Origin of the sequence: Paenibacillus sp. HW567 (assembly GCF_000374185.1) — a bacterium.
GTDB lineage: Bacteria > Bacillota > Bacilli > Paenibacillales > Paenibacillaceae > Paenibacillus_AQ.
The window spans coordinates 4,698,040-4,722,119 of sequence record NZ_KB910518.1 but is presented as its reverse complement, the minus strand read 5'-3'; the positions used below and the strand labels follow the sequence as shown (position 1 = coordinate 4,722,119).

At 48.2% G+C, this 24,080-nt stretch carries 14 protein-coding genes, 3 pseudogenes and 3 CRISPR repeat arrays; of the genes and pseudogenes, 11 read left to right on the top strand and 6 right to left on the bottom strand.

Annotated features, from left to right (window positions below; all coding sequences use genetic code 11):
- Positions 1–215: 215 nt before the first annotated feature.
- On the bottom strand, positions 216–878 hold the full coding sequence (locus B212_RS34640) for a hypothetical protein (protein ID WP_156830175.1): 663 nt from the start codon (positions 876–878) through the stop codon (positions 216–218).
- 131 nt (positions 879–1,009) lie between these two features.
- Here B212_RS34640 and B212_RS0120925 point away from each other — a divergent pair, with 131 nt between their 5' ends.
- The 3 genes and pseudogenes from B212_RS0120925 to B212_RS0120915 all read left to right on the top strand — a co-directional run bounded on the left by B212_RS0120925 (position 1,010) and on the right by B212_RS0120915 (position 4,629).
- Positions 1,010–1,915: a GNAT family N-acetyltransferase gene (locus B212_RS0120925; RefSeq protein ID WP_036669801.1), complete on the top strand. Its 906-nt coding sequence runs from the start codon at positions 1,010–1,012 to the stop codon at positions 1,913–1,915.
- A 220-nt stretch (positions 1,916–2,135) separates the two neighbouring features.
- Positions 2,136–3,430 (top strand): annotated as a pseudogene (locus B212_RS0120920) (GntP family permease).
- A gap of 50 nt (positions 3,431–3,480) precedes the next feature.
- Positions 3,481–4,629 carry a glycerate kinase family protein gene (locus B212_RS0120915; RefSeq protein WP_019913005.1) on the top strand — a complete coding sequence of 383 codons (1,149 nt, stop codon included), beginning with the start codon at positions 3,481–3,483 and terminating at the stop codon, positions 4,627–4,629.
- 148 nt (positions 4,630–4,777) lie between these two features.
- On the opposite strand, the gene B212_RS0120910 is transcribed toward B212_RS0120915, so the two are convergent.
- Positions 4,778–5,806, bottom strand: a complete 1,029-nt coding sequence (locus B212_RS0120910; RefSeq protein WP_019913004.1) for a CdaR family transcriptional regulator — start codon at positions 5,804–5,806, stop codon at positions 4,778–4,780.
- 174 nt (positions 5,807–5,980) lie between these two features.
- Here B212_RS0120910 and B212_RS0120905 point away from each other — a divergent pair, with 174 nt between their 5' ends.
- Complete coding sequence (locus tag B212_RS0120905; RefSeq protein ID WP_019913003.1) at positions 5,981–6,715, top strand: hypothetical protein; 735 nt, start codon at positions 5,981–5,983, stop codon at positions 6,713–6,715.
- 609 nt (positions 6,716–7,324) lie between these two features.
- On the opposite strand, the gene B212_RS0120895 is transcribed toward B212_RS0120905, so the two are convergent.
- Entirely contained in the window at positions 7,325–7,666 is a 342-nt protein-coding gene (locus B212_RS0120895) for a helix-turn-helix domain-containing protein (protein ID WP_019913001.1), read from the bottom strand.
- A 192-nt stretch (positions 7,667–7,858) separates the two neighbouring features.
- On the opposite strand from B212_RS0120895, the gene B212_RS32050 reads away from it, so the two are divergent.
- On the top strand, positions 7,859–8,362 hold the full coding sequence (locus B212_RS32050; RefSeq protein ID WP_019913000.1) for a hypothetical protein: 504 nt from the start codon (positions 7,859–7,861) through the stop codon (positions 8,360–8,362).
- A gap of 140 nt (positions 8,363–8,502) precedes the next feature.
- On the opposite strand, the gene B212_RS32045 is transcribed toward B212_RS32050, so the two are convergent.
- Complete coding sequence (locus tag B212_RS32045; protein ID WP_019912999.1) at positions 8,503–9,378, bottom strand: S-layer homology domain-containing protein; 876 nt, start codon at positions 9,376–9,378, stop codon at positions 8,503–8,505.
- Positions 9,379–9,581: 203 nt separating this feature from the next.
- Positions 9,582–10,559: an S-layer homology domain-containing protein gene (locus B212_RS32040; protein WP_019912998.1), complete on the bottom strand. Its 978-nt coding sequence runs from the start codon at positions 10,557–10,559 to the stop codon at positions 9,582–9,584.
- Between the two features lie 126 nt (positions 10,560–10,685).
- Between B212_RS32040 and B212_RS0120875 the strand changes: the two genes are divergently transcribed.
- The 5 genes and pseudogenes from B212_RS0120875 to B212_RS0120855 all read left to right on the top strand — a co-directional run bounded on the left by B212_RS0120875 (position 10,686) and on the right by B212_RS0120855 (position 19,206).
- Entirely contained in the window at positions 10,686–12,665 is a 1,980-nt protein-coding gene (locus B212_RS0120875; protein WP_019912996.1) for a GTP-binding protein, read from the top strand.
- Positions 12,666–13,016: 351 nt separating this feature from the next.
- Positions 13,017–14,850: direct repeats of the CRISPR family, unit length 32 nt; unit sequence GTCGCTCCCTATGTGGGAGCGTGGATTGAAAT.
- A 254-nt stretch (positions 14,851–15,104) separates the two neighbouring features.
- Positions 15,105–15,498, top strand: a pseudogene (locus B212_RS35465) (NUDIX hydrolase).
- A 16-nt stretch (positions 15,499–15,514) separates the two neighbouring features.
- Complete coding sequence (locus B212_RS0120865; RefSeq protein ID WP_019912995.1) at positions 15,515–16,075, top strand: histidine phosphatase family protein; 561 nt, start codon at positions 15,515–15,517, stop codon at positions 16,073–16,075.
- 301 nt (positions 16,076–16,376) lie between these two features.
- Positions 16,377–17,217: a CRISPR direct-repeat array (repeat unit 32 nt; unit sequence GTCGCTCCCCATACGGGAGCGTGGATTGAAAT).
- Positions 17,218–17,441: 224 nt separating this feature from the next.
- Positions 17,442–18,620, top strand: a pseudogene (locus tag B212_RS0120860) (MFS transporter); the annotation flags it as partial.
- Positions 18,621–18,912: 292 nt separating this feature from the next.
- Positions 18,913–19,206: a hypothetical protein gene (locus B212_RS0120855; RefSeq protein WP_019912991.1), complete on the top strand. Its 294-nt coding sequence runs from the start codon at positions 18,913–18,915 to the stop codon at positions 19,204–19,206.
- Positions 19,207–19,360: 154 nt separating this feature from the next.
- Here B212_RS0120855 and B212_RS0120850 read toward each other — a convergent pair whose 3' ends face one another.
- Positions 19,361–19,594: a helix-turn-helix domain-containing protein gene (locus B212_RS0120850; protein ID WP_019912990.1), complete on the bottom strand. Its 234-nt coding sequence runs from the start codon at positions 19,592–19,594 to the stop codon at positions 19,361–19,363.
- A gap of 993 nt (positions 19,595–20,587) precedes the next feature.
- A CRISPR array of direct repeats spans positions 20,588–21,158; the repeat unit is 32 nt; unit sequence GTCGCTCCCTATGCGGGAGCGTGGATTGAAAT.
- Between the two features lie 419 nt (positions 21,159–21,577).
- Here B212_RS0120850 and B212_RS0120845 point away from each other — a divergent pair.
- Positions 21,578–24,034 carry a CRISPR-associated helicase/endonuclease Cas3 gene (locus B212_RS0120845; RefSeq protein ID WP_019912989.1) on the top strand — a complete coding sequence of 819 codons (2,457 nt, stop codon included), beginning with the start codon at positions 21,578–21,580 and terminating at the stop codon, positions 24,032–24,034.
- Positions 24,035–24,080: the final 46 nt, after the last annotated feature.

Here is a 24,080-nt window from a genome sequence, read left to right as displayed (position 1 = left end):
CATAAGGCCTGTGGTGTCCGTAACTTACCTAAGCCGTGACTCTCACTCGAATTAAGCGCACCACAGTCCGTAACGCCGAGACAAACATCAATTTAATAACGAATCCCCTCTGGGAAGGGGACACCTGAGGGAGGATCGCTCCACACCTTCCGTCCTTCGGGCATCCGACGCCCCTACTCCACCATTCTAAATCTGACGCGCTACTAGTAGCCGACTTACTTAGATACTAACTGCACAAATGCCGTTGTTGGAGAGACCGTGGTTAGTTTGCGCGGAGTAGCGGCAGAAACGCCGTTGTTTGGAGGGAGCGTGGTTAGTTTGCGCGGAAGCAACGGCAGAAACGCCGTTGTTGTAGGGACCGTGGTTAGTTTGTGTGAAAGTAGCGGCAGAAACGCCGTTGTTGTAGGGAGCGTGGTTAGTTTGCGCGGAAGCAACAGCAGAAACGCCGTTGTTGTAGGGATCGTGGTTAGTTTGCACGGAAGTAGCGGCAGAAACGCCGTTGCTGGAGGGATCGTGGTTAGTTTGCGCGGAAGTAGCGGCAGAAACGCCGTTGTTGTAGGGACCTTGGGTAATTTGCGCGGAAGTAGCAGCAGAAACGCCGTTGTTGGAGGACCGTGGTTAGTTTGCGCGAAAGTAGCGGCAGAAACGCCGTTGTTGTAAGGATCGTGGTTAGTTTGCGCGGAAGTAGCGGCAGAAACGCCGTTGTTGTAGGGACCTTGGGTAATTCGTGCGGAAGCAACGGCAGAAACGCCGTTGTTGTAGGGAGCGTGGTTAGTTTGCGCGGAAGTAGCGGCAGAAACGCCGTTGTTGAAGGGAGCGTGGGTAATTTGTGCAGAAGCAACGGCAGAAACGCCGTTGCTGAAATCCCCAACGGTCAATTTTCTTCTGCACGCTGCCAGCCTACTTGATGTACTAAATAGTTATAATCATTTTTCATCTACCTGAGCTTCGCTCACTCATGCTATGATTTGGAAAAATATAGATAGGTGGGTACCGACTATTGAGTGAAATGGTTATTCGGAATTTTGAGCAGGCGGACATGCCGGCGCTTGGGGAGTTTTATAATGCGGTGACTTCAAGCGGGCAGGCGATCTTTTGGTGGGTGGGCGAAGAAGCGAATTGGGTGAATGTGTTTTGCGCTTTTGAAGGCAAGCAGATGGTCGCCAAAGGCCAGGTTGAGGTGTTCAATATTATTCCAGAGGCAAATGCGCCGGAGTGCAAGCATAAGCTGTTCATCAATCTGAAAGCTGCACCCGGCAGGGAAGAGGATACGGCGTTGCTGGATGGGGTCTATAGCCTGCTGCTCGCCCGGGCCTGTGAAATGAAGATAACCTTGCCGGACAGTCACAGCACATTGTTATGTGTGGGGAATTATGCGGCGGAGACAGGTTACCACCGGTACTTTCAAGAGCGGGGGTATCGGCCACTGCACAATCTGTACAGCATGGAGCGGGACTTGTCGGAGCCTATTGCGGAGCAGGCTCTTGCTGAAGGCCTGAACTGCATACATTGGAGTATGGAGACCCGCGAGGAGCAGGACCTGTATTTGAAGCTGGAATCCGAGGTGTGGCCGGATGCTCCGCTTGGAGTGGAGCGGCTTGCCGAGTATCGGGAGCATCCGCTGTGGACTGCGATGATTGCCCGCGATGCAGCAGGGACGGTTGTCGGGAGTGTGATGGTCTGGCAGGAGGACGAGGGCGGGGTTATAGAGGATGTGTTCGTCAGGGAAGCCTGGAGAAGACGCGGCATTGCCAGCTTTTTGCTTGCTGAAGCCTTGAAATATTTGCAGGGACATGGGCTCGGCACTGCATCGCTGGTAGCCCGGACGGACAATGACTCTGCGCTGACCCTCTATACTTCTGCCGGATTTCAGACCGCAAGTGAAGAAGCCAGATATTACGTCGAGCTTAAGTAAGCCTCCAACTAGCGCATTCTGGTCAATACAACGATAACAAGCCTCCCGTTTAATCACAGCCTGAAGCTGTATTAGCGGGAGGTTTTCTTTTGAAATATAGGGCAAAGCCGTTTCTAATTGGTCAAGTGCACAATGCATTTCGTCCGATCATCAATATTTTTTATATAGGGCAGCCTTTATACTGAAAGCGTGTTCAACAAGAGCTATAGGGGGCTGTACAATGGAAGGGTTAACAATAGGTTGTACGGGGCATTGGCGGGACTGGCGCTTGCGATCATTCTGATCCTGAGAAAGCTGAATCCGGTCTACGCGTTATTCCTGGGAGCCATCGTAGGTGCGCTGATTGGCGGGGCCAATCTGGAACAGACGGTCAGCATACTTGTAAGCGGTACGCAAAGTGTCATGGGCACGGTCCTGCGCGTGCTTGCCGCCGGTGTACTCGCCGGGGTGATGATGGAATCGGGGGCGGCTGAGACGATAGCCCAGGCCATCGTAAAAAAATTCGGCGGCAGCAAAGCCATTCTTGCGCTTGCCCTGGCCACGATGATTATTACAGCGGTCGGCGTATTTATACCGGTGGCCGTTCTGATAGTGGCGCCAATCGCTTTATCTGTAGGCAACAAAATGGGAATTTCAAAAACAGCGCTGCTGCTGGCACTCTCCGGCGGCGGGAAGGCGGGGAATATCATCTCGCCCAATCCCAACACGATTGCGGCAGCGCGGGGGTTCGATCTCGATCTGAGCCATGTGATGCTGGCCGGCTTCATTCCGGCGGTGTGCGGACTGATTGTAACCGTTATCGTAGCTTCTCTTCTGAAAAATAAAGGTGTGAAGGTGCTTGACGAGGAAGCAGTATACAACGAAATCGACACCTCCAAATATCCTCCGCTCGGCAAGGCTATCGTGGCACCGCTGGTTGCCGTCATCCTGCTGATGATCAACCCGATTGGTTCGTTCACGGGAATTGAGGTTCTGTCCAGCATCAAGGTCGATGCGCTGTATATTCTGCCGCTGGCCGGCATTATTGGTCTCTTGGCTATGGGGCAGGGGAATAAAATTCTGGCGTTCACCTCATCCGGTCTGAATAAAATGACGGCGACAGTGCTGATTCTGCTCGGCGCGGGCGGAATTGCCGGACTGATTGCCGCTTCCGACTTGTCCACCCAGATCGTCAGCCTGATTCAGGCGGCGGGGATTTCGGGAACCTTCCTGGCACCGATTTCCGGTATTCTGATGGCGGCGGCAACCGGCTCTACCTCGACAGGCGTTATTTTGGCGACAGGTTCGTTTGGACAAGCGATTCTGAATATGGGCACGGCGCCGCTTGCCGCAGCAGTCATGGTGCACACCGGGGCAACCGTTATCGACTCTCTGCCGCAGGGCAATTACTTCCATGTCACAGCGGATAGCATGAAAATGTCGATCAAGCAGCGGATGGGGCTGATCCCTTATGAAGCAATTGTAGGCGGAACGATGGCGGTTGCCGCGACGATCATATACGGTTTTTTGTTATAGGATTCAAGATTTATAGGGCTTGGTTCTAACATTTGGTATGGGGTGAGGATATGAGAGAGAAAGAGAAAACATTTGTACTGGCACCGGACTCCTTTAAAGAGAGCATGACTGCCAAAGAAGTGTGTATTGCGATGGAAAAAGGACTGCGAAAGGTCTATCCGGCGGCTAACTACATTCATGTGCCGATGGCTGATGGCGGGGAGGGAACCGTACAGTCGCTGGTCGATGCTTCAGGTGGAGAGATTCATTATAAAGAGGTGACCGGACCGCTCGGACAAAAGATTACCGCGACATACGGCATTCTTGGCGGCGGGCAGACTGCGGCGATTGAGATGGCTTCCGCAAGCGGCATCCATCTGGTGACCAAGGAAACCCGGAACCCCCTGATTACAACAACATACGGCACCGGAGAATTGATCCGGGAATGTCTAGATAGGGGCATCCGCAAGATTATTATCGGCATCGGCGGCAGTGCGACGAATGACGGCGGCACAGGCATGGCCGAAGCGCTTGGAGCCAGATTTCTGGATGAGGCGGGAGCGGAGCTTCCCCGTGGCGGCGGCAGCCTGGACAGACTGGCCCGGATAGACGTTTCTTCGCTGGACGAACGCCTGCAGCATGTGCAAATGGTTGTGGCCTGCGATGTGACGAACCCGCTGTGCGGAGAGCAGGGAGCTTCTCGGGTGTTCGGCCCGCAAAAAGGGGCAACGCCGGAGATGGTGCAAAAGCTGGACGATAATCTTGCCCATTATGCAGGGATCGTGAAGCAGCAGCTTCACAAGGATGTATCTGAATTGCCTGGTGCGGGTGCCGCCGGAGGCTTGGGCGCGGGGCTTTTGATCTTTACGCAGGCGGTGCTGCAGAAGGGAATCGAGATTGTGATCGAAAATACCGGCCTGAAGGAAAAGCTGGCAGGCGCTGATATGGTGTTCACCGGCGAAGGCGGCATTGACTTCCAGACGAAGTTCGGGAAGACGCCCTACGGTGTCGCCCGCGCTGCCAAAGCCAGCGGACAAAAGGTCATTGCCATCGCCGGTTACATCGGTGCGGGAATTGACGTCCTGTATGAGGAGGGCTTTACGGCGATCTTTGGCATCGTTCCAGGGGCTTCTGACCTGGAGAAGCTGCTGGTTGAGGGACCGCAGAACGTTGAGCGGACCTGTGAGAATATTGCGCGCATTCTGAAGCTAAGCGAATAGAGCATAAGAAGCGGCCCGGGAGCATTTTCTCAGGGCCGCTTCTTATATGGGGCTGCCATGTATATTATTGGATGTTCGAGATGAGGATATCCATTAGCCCGGAAGACGCATATCCACTCGCCTTAATTCGCCCGTTCTGCTGGCATCATCACTTGTAAAGCGCCAGCAAGCCGTGCGTCAGCTCGAAAAGCTGCAGCAGATTGCGAGGATCTTTGCCGGTGAGGGTCTGAATCCGCTTCAGGCGGTATTGCAGCGTATTGCGGTGAATATTCAGGTCGTCGGCGGTGTGGGAGACACTGCAATTATGATTAATGAAGCTTCTAAGCGTCTCAATCATATCCACGGCATCCTCCAGCTTGGCGGTGCTGCTCTGGTTGCTCGTCAGATTGGCGTGGCTCAGCTTTACCAGAAACTCTGATTCTCCAAAAGCTGCAACCTGTGAAGCCGGCTTCAGCGCCAGCAGGACATTCATGGACGATTTGGCCTGGCGGTAGCTTTCGGAGATACTGGCCTCCTGCCTGCCTACTGCGATCAGTACCCGGGGCCGGTTCTGCAAAAGCTGGCGGATCAGCGGCCCGGGGTCGCCTGTATTTTGAATAATCAGCAGATGCGTGTCTTCATCAATAGCGAAGCTGGGATAACGCAGCAGCAGCTTGTCCGCGTCCTCTTCGGCGCTGAAATGCTTGATATACAGCACGATGCTTTTTAGAAGCAGGTCGATTTGATAGGGTGCGGCTTCTTTTCTCAGCTTTTGGGAGTATGTCCCCTGATGGTTCAGCAGCAGCTCCAGCAAAGCTTTTTTGCGGCTGGCTTCATGGGCCTGATGCTCCAGGCTGTTGCGCTGCTCAATCAGCAGGCTTACGGTGGTTCTTACAATATTGCAGAAGGGGCGGACCTCGTCCGGATTCCCGGAAATGCCGATCACCCCGACACGGGTGTGGCCGATGACAATCGGCTCATTGGTGCCTTTTTTCTCGAAGCGGCTGTCCTCCCGGACCTCAACCCTTTTGCCCGTGGACAGTGCCTTGACCGCTCCCGGATGAACCGTGCCTACCCGTTCCTTTCGGCCGCTGCCGATAATGATGCCGTCTGCATTCATGATATTAATATTGTAAGGAATGTCCATCATCATTTTATCCACAATTTCCTGGGCCTGACTCTCGGATAGCTGAACCAAATCAAGGTCCTCCTTTAGCAATTCATATACAGTTGTGCATCTGAACAAAAGTATAACGGATTCTCTCACTGCTGTCAGGGAATTCGCAAATTCCAGTTATTTGCCATAATCTGCAACCTTACACAGATTTACAGCGTCTAAGCAAGGGAGTATAGGGAGAGGAGGAGGATTTACTTGACTGTTGCAAAAGCATTCGAGCGTTCCGCCCTTGTAGCTGTCATGCTGGTCCTTGCGGCCTGCAACTCAGCACCTGATGCGGCACCGGAAGCAACGCTTACACCAGAACAGACGCAGGGGCAAGCTGAAGTTAAGCCATCACCAAGTTCGTCGCCAGCTCCGTCAGAACCGGCAGAAAGTCCACCGCCGGAGGCGGAGCCACAGGAAGCGCCGGATGAAGGGGCACCACCTACAGCTCTGGAAGCGGCAACCACAGTGATGCGGGCGCTCAAGAACGGTAACATGGATACACTCGCATCCTGGGTGCATAGGGACAAAGGGATCCGATTTTCACCCTATGCCTATGTTGACACCACAACAGATCCGGTATTTACCGCCGATGAGCTGAAAGGTCTGATGCAAAATCCTAAACAGTACGTATGGGGCCAATATGCCGGTTCAGGCGAGGCCATAAAGCTGACATTTGCTGAATACTACAAACAGTTTGTATATGATGCCGATTTTTTTAATGATGCGGAAAAGGCTCTGAACAAGGGGCTGGGGCAAGGAACGACAGTCAACAATATCAATGAAGTCTACCCCAGAGACGGCTACGACTTCGTCGAATATCACATCTCCGGCGTCGATCCTTCCGCTGAAGGCATGGACTGGCGCAGCCTGCGGCTCGTTTTTGAACGGATCGGGCAGGACCGCGCTCTCGTAGGCATTGTCCATGACCAGTGGACGCCGTAAAAGAACAGAAGACGGACGCACCGCTGGCTGATTCCAGTGGCTGTGTCCGTTTTTTATGTGTGCTGCTCAATTGGCTGCACTTAAGACTAAGCACATTCGGCTTCGTGGGGATTAGGTGGAAAAAGTAACACTAATTCGACCATATAAGCTGTATCGTGAGATTTAAGTGGAAAAAGTAAAACTAATATTTTTGTAGCGTGCGGATTAGGGCTAGTTTTGCCGTATTCCGATAAATTAAGCGCATACATTCCACCTAAATTGCTGAAACGAACGAAATTCATTAAATTAGTTGGAGAAAATCCACTATAGAGCAAAACATGAAATCCCTGGGAGGTTCGCACCCTTGCTGCAGAAGCAGAAGGTAGATTCGATCGAGGATGGTTACAGAGTAATTCCCCGTGTGGGAGCGTGGATTGAAACGCAAGATAAAGACGTATGAGTCAAAGCTCTGGCTTGTCGCTCATCGTGACGAAGTGAGTGGGCTGAAAAGGTCCCTCCGAAGGAGCGTATCCTGAGGTACTTTAATAACAAAACCAGTCCAACACTGAGGTATCGGACTGGTTTTGTTATTTTATATAAACTTTAAGTTAATCAACATTAGCTGAATTTCTATTCATAACGCTTAAATATTTCTATAAGTATATTTTTGGCCATTTCAGTATCCTTAGAGTCACGCCGTCTTAACATATGTGTGATCTCTTTAAGGTGCTTTTCTGAATCTGTAAATTCCCCATCCACTTGAACATATGTGAAGAGTTGATGAACTCCAACCTCCAATGCATTGGCTATTTTTTCTATATTTTTCAAAGAGATATTCCGTTCTGCTCGCTCGATAAAGCCAATATAGCTTGAGTTAAAGCCTGCTTTTTCAGCAAGTGATTCTTGGGAAAGTCCCCTTAATTTACGAATATCTCTAATACGTGAACCAACTAATTTTAGAATATCGGACATGATTACACCTCTCTCTCCTTATAAGTCTAGACAAAGGTGTATCTATATTTAACTTACTGATAATATGTTTATTGAAATAAAAACTACTATATAGTAATATTCAATATATGATTATTACCTATTGTAAGGAATAATATACTTTTTTTTGTTCTAGATTCATTCAGTGCTTATTTTTCATAAGGAGAGTTGAACATGGATCACGCCTCTTTAAACTCCGATTTGGACAAACGTCTATCTTCAGTTATGGACGGTAGAAAAAACAATAAAATTTCTGGCTACATTAATGACTGCCATATTTCTGCTTATTACCACATGCGATTAGCCTGGATGCTGCGTAGTCACTATCAATTCAAGATTTGCTTCATTTTATGTGATTGGGCGCTGAGTGAGCTCATTAGAGCATTATATGCATGGGAGCATAACGAATTTTGCGCTATAAATGGTTTATCAATGTTGGAGCAGTTAGAGTTATTGCATACTGATTCTAATTCCGGCCTTGACATCATTATTTTCCGGGGGACGATGCAATCTCTGGCGGAACTAGAAGAACTACCTCACATTCAGTCTCTAAAGTCATCTGACGTTGACAAATTACTCTTTAATACCGAAGATATTTTGTGCCGCTTGTCAGCAAGAATCTTCGCTGATTCAACCAAGCAATATCAAAGAGTCAGGGATATGGAGAAGAGGTATTGAAAAGGCTCCTAAATTCCGTAGGACACGTAAAAAGGCCGCGCCCCCATAGGAAGCACGGTCTTTTTGGAGTGCGCCCGGCATGGGCGTCATCTCCGGGGTGAAGCCGAACGGGGTTAGTAAAAGCCCTACCGTTAACTGCTTTACTTAGTACTGTATTTCTGGAGTACTTCTTTCTTATCCAGCAGAAGGTAGATTCGGTCCAGGATGGTTACCATCTCGGCTCTTGTAATTGGTGCAAGGGGTCTGAAATAACCATTGGCATTGGCGGTGATGATCCCCTGAGATTGCATACTTGCAATGGCAGATGCCTGTACTGATGAAACATCGTCATTCATGTAGCGGACCCCGTCTTTTTCAACATTAAAAAGGATTGGGAACACCTTTTCATTCGTATTCGTTGCAGCCCCGGTAGAAGCACTGTAACGTCCATCCGTACTTCTATACTGTTCAAAATCTTTTTCATTAGTAAATTGTTTGACCGGGATATCCTTGAGCCCTTTCAATGATTTGAATTTTTCGTCGCCGCTCATTTCTGTGATTAGCTCTTGATCGAAAAAGGAGTATAGCATATTCGTGAGGGAAAGACGGGTAATTCGTGCCTCTGGCTTAAAAATAAACTTCCCCGAGTCGTTTACTGAAATCGCTCCGCCCCAATTAAAGGTATAGTCGTAGATCGCAGATATCTCCTTATAAGCCCAATAATTCTTCGGAACATCAGGGTAGCCGAGAATCTTCTCATAACCTGTTGCCTTCAGGTTTGGTCTGTACTTATCGAAAAGACGGTAAACCATGACCGTAAACTCCGCTTTGGTAACCGTTCCTTCAGGTCTAAACGTTCCGTCCGGATACCCCTTGAGTATGTCATTATCATCCATAAAATTGATGGACTGCATAGCCCATGCATACTTCTCTTCATTTATGTCGGTATACCTAGTTTCAGCATGAGCAGTGGGAGCAAGGATAGAGCCGAGAAGCATAATGATTATTACTAAGCTTGTCAAAGTTTGTTTATACATGGTTGTCCTCCAAAAGTAGTGTATGTATTGTCATCTCAGATTTGTTTTTTCCTTTGAAAGGTATCACCGGGAGGCATAAATTGTCAATCGGTAAAATAAATACTCATAAGTCATGGGAAATGTTGCCGAAAATGAATAATGCCCTTCCGGCTTCCGGTTAGGAAGCGAAAGGGCTGTTAATTTCCCGTTATTTCAATCGCGGCTTATATCCCGCTGGAAGCAGGCGGTGATGTGGTGGTGGACAAAGACTTGGATACTGCCGTATAGCCTTCCGGCAGATACGTTACTGCGGTGGCTTGGGAGATGACCTGCGGGTACATTTGGCCGGGGGCAGGTTTGGTTACGGTGAAATAAATGACCGCTGTTTTGTTCTTGCCGAACTCAATCCGTTCGATGGAGAGTCCATAACCGGGATTAGGCAGATTGCTTACGGTCAGTGTAGCTTTGTTTACGCCGTCGCCAGCTTTTTCGAGAGTGACTGCAGCCTCGTAAGCATAGGACGGAGCGGTGCTGCTGTCATCCGGTTGAATTACTGTTGCAGCAAATTTTACAGCATCGTAAATCCAAACCGCGGCTTCAGCGCGGGTAACGGCATCATTGGGGCGGAAGGTGTTATTTTTCTCCAGCGTCACCAAATGTGTGTTCACCAGAATCTGCAGGCTGTTCATTTCCGCTGTAGCCAGCTTACTGCCATCTGAGATGTTGGCGTACATCATCGTTACCGGGAAATTCCCCTTGCTCTGCAAAGCCTGAGTCAGCAAATGCGCGAACTGGATACGTGTCATCACAGCATTCGGATCGACAGTCTTGTCCAGAGACAAGCCGTTTTGCTTCGCAGTCAGGAAGGCGGGGGCATACCACGCTTTATCCTTCACTTTGTCAAAATAACTGCTTGCTGCATTTGAGCTGCCGCCGTCAGATGCCTGCGGGGACAACTGTAGTCCGCTGACGATAAACTGGATGCCTTGAGCAAACGTAAGCTTCGATTTTGGGGCAAATCTATCGCTGGTCACTCCATTTATAACTCCTTTTTGATGCAATTCGTTAATTTTTGACTCGGCAGGATTGCCCTTTAAATCGGTAAAAGCAAAAGCAGATACTCCAAAAGACATACTTGCTGCCAGAATACCGCACGCCAGAGTTATTTTTTTCGCGCTCGTCTGGAAAGATTTCTTCTTCATTGTGCCTCACCTCTTATCCTCTTAGATGGCGGAATGCCGCAAAATGTTGCAGATTCGCACAAATTAAATGTAATGTAGAATGGTAGCGCTATTATCATGATTTTAGTTTGCGACAGGAGAACATAGATGATTCAGCAGCAGGGGATGGAGCGGATCAATGTGGGGATTTTTGCCCACGTCGATGCGGGGAAGACCACAACAACGGAGCATATTCTATATGAGAGCGGCCGCATTAAGGCGGTTGGGAGTGTGGACAGCGGAACGGCGTTGACCGATTCGATGGAAGTGGAGCGGCAGCGGGGGATTTCCGTGCGGGCGGCGCTGGCCTCTTTTACCTGGAAAGGTGTACAGATGAACCTGGTCGATACGCCGGGGCATGTCGATTTTCTGTCCGAGGTGGAGCGTTCCTTACGGGTGATGGACTGCGCGGTGCTGGTTCTGTCGGCGGTTGAAGGAGTGCAGGCCCAGAGCGAGATGATCTGGAATGCGCTGCGCAGGCTGGGGATTCCGACGCTGATTTTTGTGAATAAAATGGACCGGGTCGGTGCGGACCCTGCGGCTGTACTGGCACAGGCCCGTACTTACTTGTCCGGTGATATTATTCCGGTTCAGCAGCCGCTTGGCCGGGAGCAGGAGTACACTGGTGCTGTGGATTTATGGAAGCAAGAGGCAGAGGCTGCGGCGCGGACGGAGATGCTGGAAGCGTTGGCTGAACGGGATGAGGAGCTGCTTGAGCTATATATGTCCGGCGCTCCGCTGGATTTGACGATGTGGAAAGACCAGATGAAGGCCAAAGCAGCCGCAGGTACGGTATTCCCGCTCATCTATGGCGTGGCGGCCAAAGGGCTCGGCATTCCGGCGCTGCTGGACGCGATGACGGATTATTTTCCCCGTGCCGGAGGAGACCCGGAATTGCCGGTGTCCGGCATTGTGTATAACATTCAGCGTGACAAAAGCATGGGCCGCATGGCCTTCGTCCGCCTGTATAATGGCATCATTCGCAACCGGGATGCGGTTTTGAATTATTCGCAGGAGGAGCAGGGCAAGGTAACCCAGATCCGCAAGGTCGAAGGCGGGCGCACGGAGGATGTCGGGGCGCTGGAAGCCGGGGATATCGCCGTGATTTACGGCCTTTCCGGGGTGAGAATCGGCGATGTGCTGGGTTGCCCGGACGCTGTTCCTGAGGAGGCGAAGCTGGCTGTGCCGCTGTTGACCGTGCGTGTGCATTGGACCACGGATATGGAGGATCACAAGGTCATCGGAGCACTTCAGGAGCTGGCAGACGAAGATCCGCTGCTGGATACCCAGTGGCTGCAGGACGAGCGGGAGCTGCATATTAAGGTCATGGGCCCGATTCAACTGGAGATTCTCGACAGTGTGCTGGAGAGTCGTTACGGTCTCAAAGTCACCTTCGGCCAGCCCTCAGTCATTTACAAGGAAACGCCAAGCCGCACGGGCGAGGGCTATGTCGCCTACCTGATGCCCAAGCCGTGCTGGGCCATTCTGCGGTTCAAGATTGAACCGGGGCCGCCGGGGAGCGGTCTGGTATATGAATCGCTGGTACGCAGCTCCGATCTGCTGCCGCAATACCAGAACGAAACCGCCCGCCGTGTGCCGGAAGCATTGCAGCAGGGCTTATACGGCTGGGAGGTTACAGACCTCAAGGTAACACTGACCGAGGGGGAGCATCATGTGTGGCATACCCATCCGCTGGATTTTGCGGTGGCTACGCCAATGGCTATCATGGACGGGCTGTACCGGATCGGCACCAAGCTGCTGGAGCCGATTCTTCAGGTGCGCATTGTTGTCCCCGAAGAGAACGGCGGACGCGTCATGAACGATCTGGTGCAGATGCGCGGCACCTTCGAGCCGCCTGTCCTGCAAGGCGGGCGGATGATTATCGAAGGACGGCTGCCGCTGGCAACGTCGCTTGACTATCCTGTGAGCTTAAGCTCCTACACGAAGGGGCGCAGCACGTTCACTTCTTTTTTCGCCGGATATGAGGAATGCCCTTCAGACGTCAGAGCCGAGCGCACCCGCAGGGGCGTCAATCCGCTGGATCAGGCCAGATATATCCTCAGTGTGCGCAAGGCGCTGCAGGGGTAATCACGGTAGGCAAGCTGGGAGAAAGAGGCCGGAATGCTTCGGGTCCTTATCCTATAAGATGAGATATTTTGAAAAGGAATACGAAGGCGAACAGGTTGTGAGCAACTATAATTCGAAAAAATAGATATTACTTGCTTGTTGCTGGATAGAGTACAATAAACTGTGTACCAGAATCTGGAGGGCAACTTTGTGGTGCGAATGTATAGCGCACATAAAATCCCCGGGTCCTTCGCACCAAAGTTCTTACATTATTTGTATGATATTTAGATGGATTTGTTTATTCATCTAAGAATTAAGCGTATTTTTTGCATGTTATAAGGATTTTCATCCTTTTTTTGGTCGAAAATCGGTGTCGCTCCCTGTGTGGGAGCGTGGATTGAAATCTTAAAAAGCCTGCTGACCGGGAATACAGTGCTGGTCGCTCCCTGTGTGGGAGCGTGGATTGAAATCCTTATGATCGGCTGAATGCTACTCGAAAGACCAAACGTCGCTCCCTGTGTGGGAGCGTGGATTGAAATCAGATGAGTACAGCAAAATGACTGCGCCGTACCTGGTCGCTCCCTGTGTGGGAGCGTGGATTGAAATTTGCTGCTCAAGTTCTTTGCGCAGTACCGCTTCCGCGTCGCTCCCTGTGTGGGAGCGTGGATTGAAATATCATCGGCGCGTATGCTGCCGTCACTGCTTTGGTCGCTCCCTGTGTGGGAGCGTGGATTGAAATCATATTTCTTGCGTATTTCTTCATTTCTGGCATGTCGCTCCCTGTGTGGGAGCGTGGATTGAAATTGGTTATGCGTACATTGTTCTGGATATCGGGCAGCGTCGCTCCCTGTGTGGGAGCGTGGATTGAAATTGTCGGGATGATAATTGCACGGGCGGGGGAAATGGTCGCTCCCTGTGTGGGAGCGTGGATTGAAATACTTGGTCGATCAGGTTGCGGCTGGCTGACCTGGTCGCTCCCTATGTGGGAGCGTGGATTGAAATGGCCTCCAACTGGTCCATGAACTTTGCGGCAGCTCGTCGCTCCCTATGTGGGAGCGTGGATTGAAATATAGCACCCATTGCTTCGAACAGCATCCTAACGGTCGCTCCCTATGTGGGAGCGTGGATTGAAATTAAATACATACTGGGTTCCAAAACCCCGCCGAATCAGTCGCTCCCTATGTGGGAGCGTGGATTGAAATTTCCTGCTGATCGCTGTCCGCGCTGCGGTTTAGAAGTCGCTCCCTATGTGGGAGCGTGGATTGAAATCGGCACGGGGAACAATTCGAACTTCTGCTACAGGTCGCTCCCTATGTGGGAGCGTGGATTGAAATAGCAACATCACGGACTTTGAGCCAGAGGAGATCGGGTCGCTCCCTATGTGGGAGCGTGGATTGAAATAATATAAACAGTGCGCACCCGTATAACATCACGTTCGTCGCTCCCTATGTGGGAGCGTGGATTGAAATACCAAGCTATACGACCTGCTGAACAAGACGACGGTCGCTCCCTATGTGGGAGGGTGGATTGAAATCTGCCCTGCGGGATTATCTGCTGCAGTGTACGGTCGCTCCCTATGTGGGAGCGTGGATTGAAATCCGCCATATGCGTCCGGTCACGATATCCGCAATAGTCGCTCCCTATGTGGGAGCGTGGATTGAAATTGAACGCTGGCGGCGGTCACGCCTCGTCTATTGCGTCGCTCCCTATGTGGGAGCGTGGATTGAAATATTACCTGGTCGATGATTCGGATAAAGAATCCCCGCCGTCGCTCCCTATGTGGGAGCGTGGATTGAAATTACACGCAACATCAAGACGGTAGCCAAAGCGGAAGTCGCTCCCTATGTGGGAGCGTGGATTGAAATCGCGAGATTGTACGCAACAACCGGCCCCTCTGCCGTGTCGCTCCCTATGTGGGAGCGTGGATTGAAATACCATATGGAAGTCCTTCCGCAATACGGAACTGACCGTCGCTCCCTATGTGGGAGCGTGGATTGAAATAATTGAAGGGCAACGAACCAGGCTAATCAGCTATGCTGTCGCTCCCTATGTGGGAGCGTGGATTGAAATATTTCGTTCCAAAGGAACGCTCCTATTGTTGGTATGGTCGCTCCCTATGTGGGAGCGTGGATTGAAATATTTCGTTCCAAAGGAACGCTCCTATTGTTGGTATGGTCGCTCCCTATGCGGGAGCGTGAATTGAAATTCCACGCACTCCGGCCCCGGCTGCTCTCGGCTATGTCGCCTCCTACGCGCGAGCGTAATTTGAATGCCTACATGCACTTCTTTTTTCGCCGGATATGAGGGATGCCCTTCGGACGTCAGAGCAGGGTGTACCCGCCGGGGCGTCAATCCGCTATCAGACCAGATACATTCTCAGTGTGCGTAAGACGCCGTATGGGTAAGCATGAGGAGGGAATCTAGTGGGTAGAGCGGAGTTTCAGGTGTTAGTTATATTCCATCCTAAAAAGAGAAGGGGAAGGCTACTGGCAATGGATCGCGGGTGGAGGAGAAGGGAACGAAAGCATTGTTCAAGCTGCAAAAAGGGAAGCCTTTGAAGAAGCAGGAATCAACCCGGATTGTAATTTTTTTGAAATTAGATTCGTTAGCTATGGTTCCCATCACTCATTTTGAAACATTTAGGAATCGGACAGATATATTTGTTATACCGGAGTACTGCTTTGGAGTAAATGTCCATGATGAAATACAGCTTTCGGCTGAACATACTGAGTATCGTTGGGTAGATTTTGAAACGGCAATGCACCTATTAAAATGGGATAGTAATAAAACAGCGTTGTGGGAGCTAGATGCAAGATTATCAAGGAGTATTTGTACGCCGGACAAACGATTTTGAATGCGGAGGCAACAAAGTGAAGACGATAATCTACCTGATCCGCCATGCGGAATCGCCATATGCAGAGGGGCAGGAGCGGGCCAGAGGACTGTCGGAACAAGGGAAGGCGGATGCCGAACGGATCAGGTCCATTTTGCACAAAAAGCCGATTAATCTGTTGTTCTCCAGCCCTTATGCAAGGGCCATCCACACCCTCCAGCCTTTGGCCGATGAGATGCAGAAAGAAATTGTTCTTCTGGAAAATCTGCGGGAACGCGGGATTGGAAATATAGCAGATATGAGTTTTGTCGATGCCAAACGGTGCGTATATGAGGATTTTTTTTGTGCTTTTGAGGGCGGAGAGTCCAGCTCAGAAGCCCAGGCAAGGGGAACTCGAGAACTGAAGCTTTTATTGGAAAAGTATGCAGGCAGCACTCTGGCCATCGGCACGCACGGTGACATTATGACGCTGATGATGAATTATTTTGATCCTCGGTATGGCTTTGAGTTCTGGCAATCTACAACGATGCCGGATATCTACAGATTGAAATTTGTGGGCATGGAGTTGGTAAAGGTTACGAGGGAGTGGAAGAGCTAGTCGGAGGCGTGAAATTTTAAAAGTAAATAGTTATAATTAGAAAAAGCCTGTTGCTGGATACGGTAAAATAGACTGTGAGCTACCACTTGGATATTCTCTTTTTATAAGGATACCTGGATAAAGTTAATTGTTTAACTTTGTGGTGCGAATGTGTAGCGCACATAAAATCCCCGGGTCCTTCGCACCTGATTTATTACATTATTTGTATTAAAATTGAGCGTGATGGTTTATTGTTCAAAGATTTGAGTGAGTTTTTAATATAAAAAAAAGGTTTTAATCCTTTTTTTAGTTGGAAATCGCTGTCGCTCCCCATACGGGAGCGTGGATTGAAATTCTGGAAGCTTCCAACTCTTTCTGTGTCCGCTCACGTCGCTCCCCATACGGGAGCGTGGATTGAAATCGAAACATGCGCAGCAAGAGCTAGGGGGAGACGCGTCGCTCCCCATACGGGAGCGTGGATTGAAATACCTCCAGATTTATATATTACATTGCGAATGGTTGGTCGCTCCCCATACGGGAGCGTGGATTGAAATTGTTCCCATACATAGCTGGATAGCTCTATGCTGACGTCGCTCCCCATACGGGAGCGTGGATTGAAATATGTTGGTGAATAATATTCAACGATCCGTGTGTAAGTCGCTCCCCATACGGGAGCGTGGATTGAAATTCACTGGTACACCAGTAATAAACCATACGTGGAGACGTCGCTCCCCATACGGGAGCGTGGATTGAAATACTCATTTGCCCCATACCTCCTTATGGCAAGGCTTGTCGCTCCCCATACGGGAGCGTGGATTGAAATAGAAATGTGGGCCGTTGTAACCACGTCCTTTCTCGTTGTCGCTCCCCATACGGGAGCGTGGATTGAAATCCAAAGAATGGCGATGACAACTCCATTCTATATGGGTCGCTCCCCATACGGGAGCGTGGATTGAAATTGCTGCATCATCTTGTCGGTGATACCTGTCATTTGGTTGCTCCCCATACGGGAGCGTGGATTGAAATCTGGACAAGATTTGGAGGCGGGGCTGATGGCTACGTCGCTCCCCATACGGGAGCGTGGATTGAAATTGGATCATATGCGGGGGGGGGGGATATAACTTCCACTCCGTCGCTCCCCATACGGGAGCGTGGATTTTTTAGAATATGAAACAGCCCCCCCTGTACCTATCCAAGTGTGGCATGATCTTACAACATGAGAATTCTCGGGTTTTGTCCGTTTTGTACTGGAATCTTGGTCAGAACACCCTTTAGGGTGTTTTTTTCTTGGAGCCAATAACCAGGATGTGCTAACATAATTCAATTGAGGATTACGAGTGGGTCTTCTATTTACATAAGAATATAGACTGCTAAGGAAAAGAGATGGAAGCTTATGGAGCATAAACAACAGTTGTGGACAAAAGCCTATATTATAGCATTAGTCACTTCAATCGGCATTAACTTAAACCGTAATTTTCTAATGTCGACATTATCAATTTATTCTAAGCAAATCACCTCGTCTGATGCGTATACCGGGTTAATGACCGGAGTCTTCACACTCGCTGCTCTGGCAGTCCGGCTATTTGTCGGCAAAATGCTGGATACCATCGGTCGAAAAAAAGTGCTGATCACCGGACTCGGCCTGACCATCGCTGTAGCGATCGGCTATTGCCTGACAGACCAGATTGTTCCTTTGCTTGTGCTCAGAGCTATAGATGGGGTTGCTTTTGGAATCACATCCACGGCTATTGCCACGGTTATCACAGACATTATCCCCGAGAGCCGCTTATTGGAGGGAATTGGGTACTCAGGCGTTGTGGCTACTATTACTGCTGCATTAGGGCCGTCTATTGCTTTAATGGTTGTAGGGGAGAGCTATCAGCAATTTTCCTCGTTGTTCATCCTATGTCTCGCTGTATCAGCTCTTACCCTGACAGGTTCCTTCAGCCTGCCTTATGTAAAGCCGGATGGTCGAATATCAAAAGAAGGAATACCTGCTGAGAACAAGCTACCCGAAAAGACTTTTACCCTAAGCCTAATGATTTCTGTCCTGCTGCTGTTTCTGGTGTCATCCGGGCAAAGTGTATATATATCTTTCGCAGCACTTTATGGCATTAGTCTGGGATTTAGCCAAGTTGGGCTATTCTTTACTGCCAATGCAATCGGGATGCTTTTGTCCAGACTGTTTGCCAGCCGGGTGGTCGATAAAATGGGCAGCAACAGAGTGATTTTTATCAGTTTGTTCAGCTTCTCCGGATGTCTGCTGGCTACGGCGTTTCTTTCATCGAACCTTATTTTTATCCTTATAGGCTTTATCAGCGGAATCGTTGTTGGTATTCTGCTCCCCTTGCTCAATGTACGTATTATTTCGGGTGTCGCCCAGTCATCCCGAGGCAGAGCCAACGCTATGTATTATGCCGGGCTTGATTTAGGGTATGGCCTGGGTTCAATTCTGTGGGGGGCAGTTGCGCTCCATTATGGCTATTCAACGATTTATGTATTGGCGGCCTGTGTAGTTCTCATGGCGTTACTCATTTTTATTGGATACAAGAGAGCTGATGCATGAAATCTGGAAAGTAAAAAGTTATGTATCGCTGTCGCTCTCCCTGCGGGAGCTGCAACGCTTATCAGATTCTTTATAGGGTACAGGGGAAAGGGGGCTTTCCCCGATGTATCCGCCCACGTTAATGACAAAAATTTCAAGACAAGCGTAATTACGTTCCCCATCATTTATCCCTCCTTAACAAGCACTTAATTTATCATGAAAATTTTTGAGCTATAGGCATATGCCGTGCTTGATCTAGGTTGTAGTCCATAGACTGTTGTCGAGATATTATTCAAGGAGGTTATCCATATTCATGGAAACGAATTATCAACAAGTCGCATGGAACTGTATGAATAAATACGTTGGTGTAACAACAACTGATGGTCAATCTCACGATGGGTTTATTGCTCATGTTGATCAGGACTACATTACGCTTGCTATTCCCACGAACGAAATGATTGGACAAATGAACGGAATGCCCGCCAGAGAAGCTACGTATAGACAATTTGGCTTTTTTCCAGGGTTTTTTCCACGCCGCCGCTTTTTTCCAAGACGCATACCATTTGGTGCAGTTACCGGGTTGTTCTTGCTTCCGTTCTTCATTTGACCTGATTTAATGGTCGCTCCCTATGCGGGAGCATGGGGATGTAACTCATACTTTCAAGCATTGCTATATAGTAACTTTAGCCAAACAGTCCATACTACAAAAAGCACCGTACTTTCGCCCATCGAGAAGTTCGGTGCTTTTTATCTATCCCTGCTTATACTTTGCGACGTACTTCAAATAAATCGTTATGACTGAGATCAAAGTAAAGACATAACTTCATTATCAACGCCGCTGAAATTTTCTTCTTTTCCATAGTAGTGTTATGCATTAGTTCCATAATTGTAGTTCTTCGGTGTCCGATCTCTTTGGATAATTTTAATACAGATATACCGTGCTCTTTTAAAATATTGTCTAGTTTGCAGTGAAGTGTGTATTCGTTAAAGTCCATTTTGATCCTCCGGCGATTCGGAATTAGTTACACTTTATAAATATCCTTGAGAGTAGACAACGGAGGAAGCCACATGTCCAAATCCCGCCCCCCAAACTTAGCACCCAAGCTATTCTTGATATCACTAAAAAAACTTGGTCTGGCTAGAGTTAGATGAATCACAGAATGCAATCATCTTACTGATGCGTTCGGACGTAAATGGCAAACCATTGGTTGTCATGTTACAGATGCGATAAAAGTTTTATAATGGGGGGAATATCCGCCGTGGACATCAATCATAGATACAGCGCTGTATAACCCGGATATTACCATAAGAGAAATCGAAAATCATTTAAATACATCAGTGTGATTTAACCAATTTCAGCTTTTCAGCATATGTACAATATAAATCCGATTGAAGCTCTTTCCAGATTTTATTTGGAAAATGTAGATACGTTGGACTATTGGGAGTGGGCATAAGCTGGAGGCTCGGCTGAGCTAGCCATAAATTTCAGAAATGAGAATCCTAATCTAACTTTGATTGAAGCTATAGAAAAAGCAGAGAGGGTGCAAGGAATCACAAAGGTGCATCAATGACACATCTACCTACCAGCACCTTTTCCTATGAATAGGGATACATAGCCAAAATGGAGACAAAAATATTGATTTTGCAAATCACGTTAACCGGGCATCAGCTTCCCTTTGTAATTATGTATACATCATGAAGTTTGGGGAATGAAGCTGTTGTTAGTAGAAAGTACTTCTTGCTTGATGCGTAATGACGTACAATAAATGATGTACCAACATTTGGAGGCCAAGAAGAGATTTTTGGACATAGACTATCGTTAACGTCTGGTGCGAATGTATAGCGCCCATGAAATCCCCGGGTCCTCCGCACCAGATTTATTACATTATTTGTATAAAAATCAAGCGAGTTTATCTATTCATTTAAGCTATAAGCTTTTTTCTTGCTTGTTATAAGGGTTTTCATCCTTTTTTTAGTTGAAAATCGCTGTCGCTCCCTATGCGGGAGCGTGGATTGAAATACATATCCGAAGCAACCTATCGCAGACGCAAGCGCAGGTCGCTCCCTATGCGGGAGCGTGGATTGAAATACTGGGGTGGGCTCCGAGTTTGGCACGCTGACCGGTCGCTCCCTATGCGGGAGCGTGGATTGAAATAACAACCGGAAGCAATTGTTGTTCGACAAGCTGCACGTCGCTCCCTATGCGGGAGCGTGGATTGAAATAATTGCGATTTTGGTTATTGCCTTCGTCTATTTAGTCGCTCCCTATGCGGGAGCGTGGATTGAAATTCCCAAGTCCAATCATATTTGTAGAGCTTAAGGTTGGTCGCTCCCTATGCGGGAGCGTGGATTGAAATGATTAACACATGATCAAGTTCCAAGTGGGGGAAAGTGTCGCTCCCTATGCGGGAGCGTGGATTGAAATTCTTCCATCTTGTGCACTACGCGCTTAATGGAGTCGTCGCTCCCTATGCGGGAGCGTGGATTGAAATTAAACAGCAATTCTCGCTCGGTTTCTGCAGCTTCAGTCGCTCCCTATGCGGGAGGGTGGATTGGAATCCTTCATCCTCTCTATTGGTTAAGCTCCCTACGTGTGCTCACTACGTGGGAGCGTATCTACGCAAAAATAGACAGCAAGTTCTCTAGTCACTCCCAATGGCGCGAGCGTAGATTGGAAATCCTAACGCGTCATTGGTAATCTTACTTTAAGCCGTTCCTCCTTTAGAACGTGAAATGAATTTGCATCTTCACCCATCTAAACGTCATAGCCCACATCTTACTAACAAGAAGTGGGCTATTGACGTTTGCGGGGTTGGACGAAATTTGTAAAATTATGTTTGAATATTCTCCGAATAGTGTCGTTTTTCCATAAATAACTGTTATTATGGAGAAGGAGATGTCCCCCTTATATGGAATATTTTTATTTGCTACTTATTACCTATGCTTCAGAAGAATGCATTTTCTAGAGGAGGAGAGGAATGGAGTACATTGCTCACATTAGGGATAGTGATAAAAAAGTGCAGCCTGTTGCTGAGCATCTACTGGAGGTACGATTCCTAGCGGAAAGGTATGGTAAAAAGCTAAGGATTAGCCATATTGCGGGACTCGCTGGGATGCTTCATGACCTGGGCAAGTATACAGAAGAATTCAGAAATTACATAATGCAAGCCGTTTACCATCCTGAGGCACCACCAAAAAGAGGCAGCGTAGATCATTCAACTGCGGGTGGGAAGCTTTTGTTCGAACAATTTCACAATCTCCCGAAAGACCTCTCCAACAAAGAGGATCATATGTATAAAATGATTCTGGCCGAAGTTGTAGGTAATGCGATTATCTCACATCATTCGTATCTCCAGGATTTTCTGAATCCAGATTCTGAATCGAATTATTTACACCGTGTTCGGGACAAACATCTTGAAGAATTTGAACGATCCAAGAGCAGCTTCTATCAACTCGTGATGGGAGAAGCTGAATTTCAACAATACGTAGACGAGGCTGCAACGGAGCTGGAACAATTCTTCAGCGTAGATTTTTCAACAACCAAGGAACTAAAATTAATGTTTCTGACGAAATATATTTTTAGTGCTCTGGTGGATGCTGACCGGACCAACACCCGTTGTTTTGAAGAAAATCAGCCGGATGAGACTGTGAATCACCAGGAGTTATTTACTCTTTATTATGAAAGACTGATGGCCAAGGTCGATTCCTTCCAAGAACATGAAAATGCTCATTCTCCTATTAATCTGTTAAGGAAGGAAATGTCGGATCAATGTGAGCAATTTGCATATAAGCCATCCGGGATTTACACCCTGTCCATACCCACTGGCGGGGGCAAGACATTAGCGAGTTTGAGATACGCCCTGAAGCATGCTCTGCTGAAAGAGAAAAAACATATCATTTATGTTGTCCCTTACACTACGATCATTGAGCAGAATGCTAATGAAGTACGCACAATTCTCCAGGATAAAGTACATATTCTGGAACATCATTCGAATGTGGTTGAGGCAGAGAACGAGGACGATGAATACGAAGAGGGAGTGCCAAATCTGCGTCAAAAGATAAAGCTAGCCAAGGATAACTGGGACGCCCCGATTATTTTTACAACGATGGTGCAGTTCTTGAATGTGTTCTACGCAGACGGAAGCCGTAATATCCGCAGACTTCATAATTTAAGCGAGTCGGTCATTATCTTTGATGAAGTGCAGAAGGTTCCGGTCAGATGCGTGTCTTTATTTAATCAAGCGCTGAATTTTCTCAAGACTTATGCTGAATCAAGTATTGTACTTTGTACGGCAACACAACCTGAATTGGATTACGTGCGAAATAGACTGGAGATTGAATCGGAAGCTGAAATGATTCATGATCTGGATCATGTCATTGAGGCTTTTAAGCGGGTGGAGATCGTTGACCGGGCAACGGTTGAACAATTTGATAACGGCAAGCTGGCGGATTTTATCCTGTCTCAGATGCAGGAAGTGAATAGTGTACTGGTCATATTAAATACCAAATCTGTTGTGAAAGCATTATATAAAAGTCTAAAAGAGCAAATCCCGTCTACTCCGGTCTATCATTTAAGTACATCTATGTGTGCGGCACACCGTAATCAGATATTGCAAGAAGTGAAGAAGCTTCTGGAGGATAAAAAACAGGTTATATGCATCAGTACGCAGCTTATCGAAGCGGGGGTTGATGTCAGCTTCCAGTGTGTGATCCGTTCGTTAGCAGGACTTGATTCCATAGCTCAGGCGGCGGGCAGATGCAATCGGCATGGTGAAGCTCAGATACGTCAGGTATTTGTAATTAATCATGTGGAAGAGAATCTGAAGCATCTGAAGGAAATCAGGATAGGCAAAGAGATTTCCAGAAAAATTCTAGTAGATCTAAATCGTGATCCTTCCTCGCATGGAGGGCAAATCTTATCTGTGCAAGCGATGGAGAAATATTTCAAGGGATTTTATACAGAGCTTGCTTCAAGTCTTAACTATTCCATTCCCAAGCTGGGCAAGGAAATGACAACATTGCTGTCATGCAGCAGGAAAGAGAATACGTATTATCAAGCTTACTATAACCAGCATAAAGCGGCCTTGCCTTTGTTTTTGGTCAATAGCTATAAGACCGCAGCCGAGCACTTTCAGGTGATTGATAATCTGACAACTACAATGCTTGTTCCCTTTGGAGATGGGCCTGAAGAGGGTAAGGATATCATTGCGGATCTGAACGGGCAGCAGAGCATACCTGATCTGACGCGCTTATTGCGTAAAGCTCAACAATATACAATTAACATCTACAGTTATGAGAAAGAACTGTTAAGCAAAAGCGGCTCCCTGGTTGCTTACCTGGATGGCAAGGTACTTGCTTTGAAAGAAGGAGCTTATCATAACGAGTATGGTCTTAATCTGGAAAATGATAGTCCGCTTGATCTGTACATGTTCTAACGTAATAAGAACCTATCTCTAAGAGAGGGATTTCTAATGAAGAATA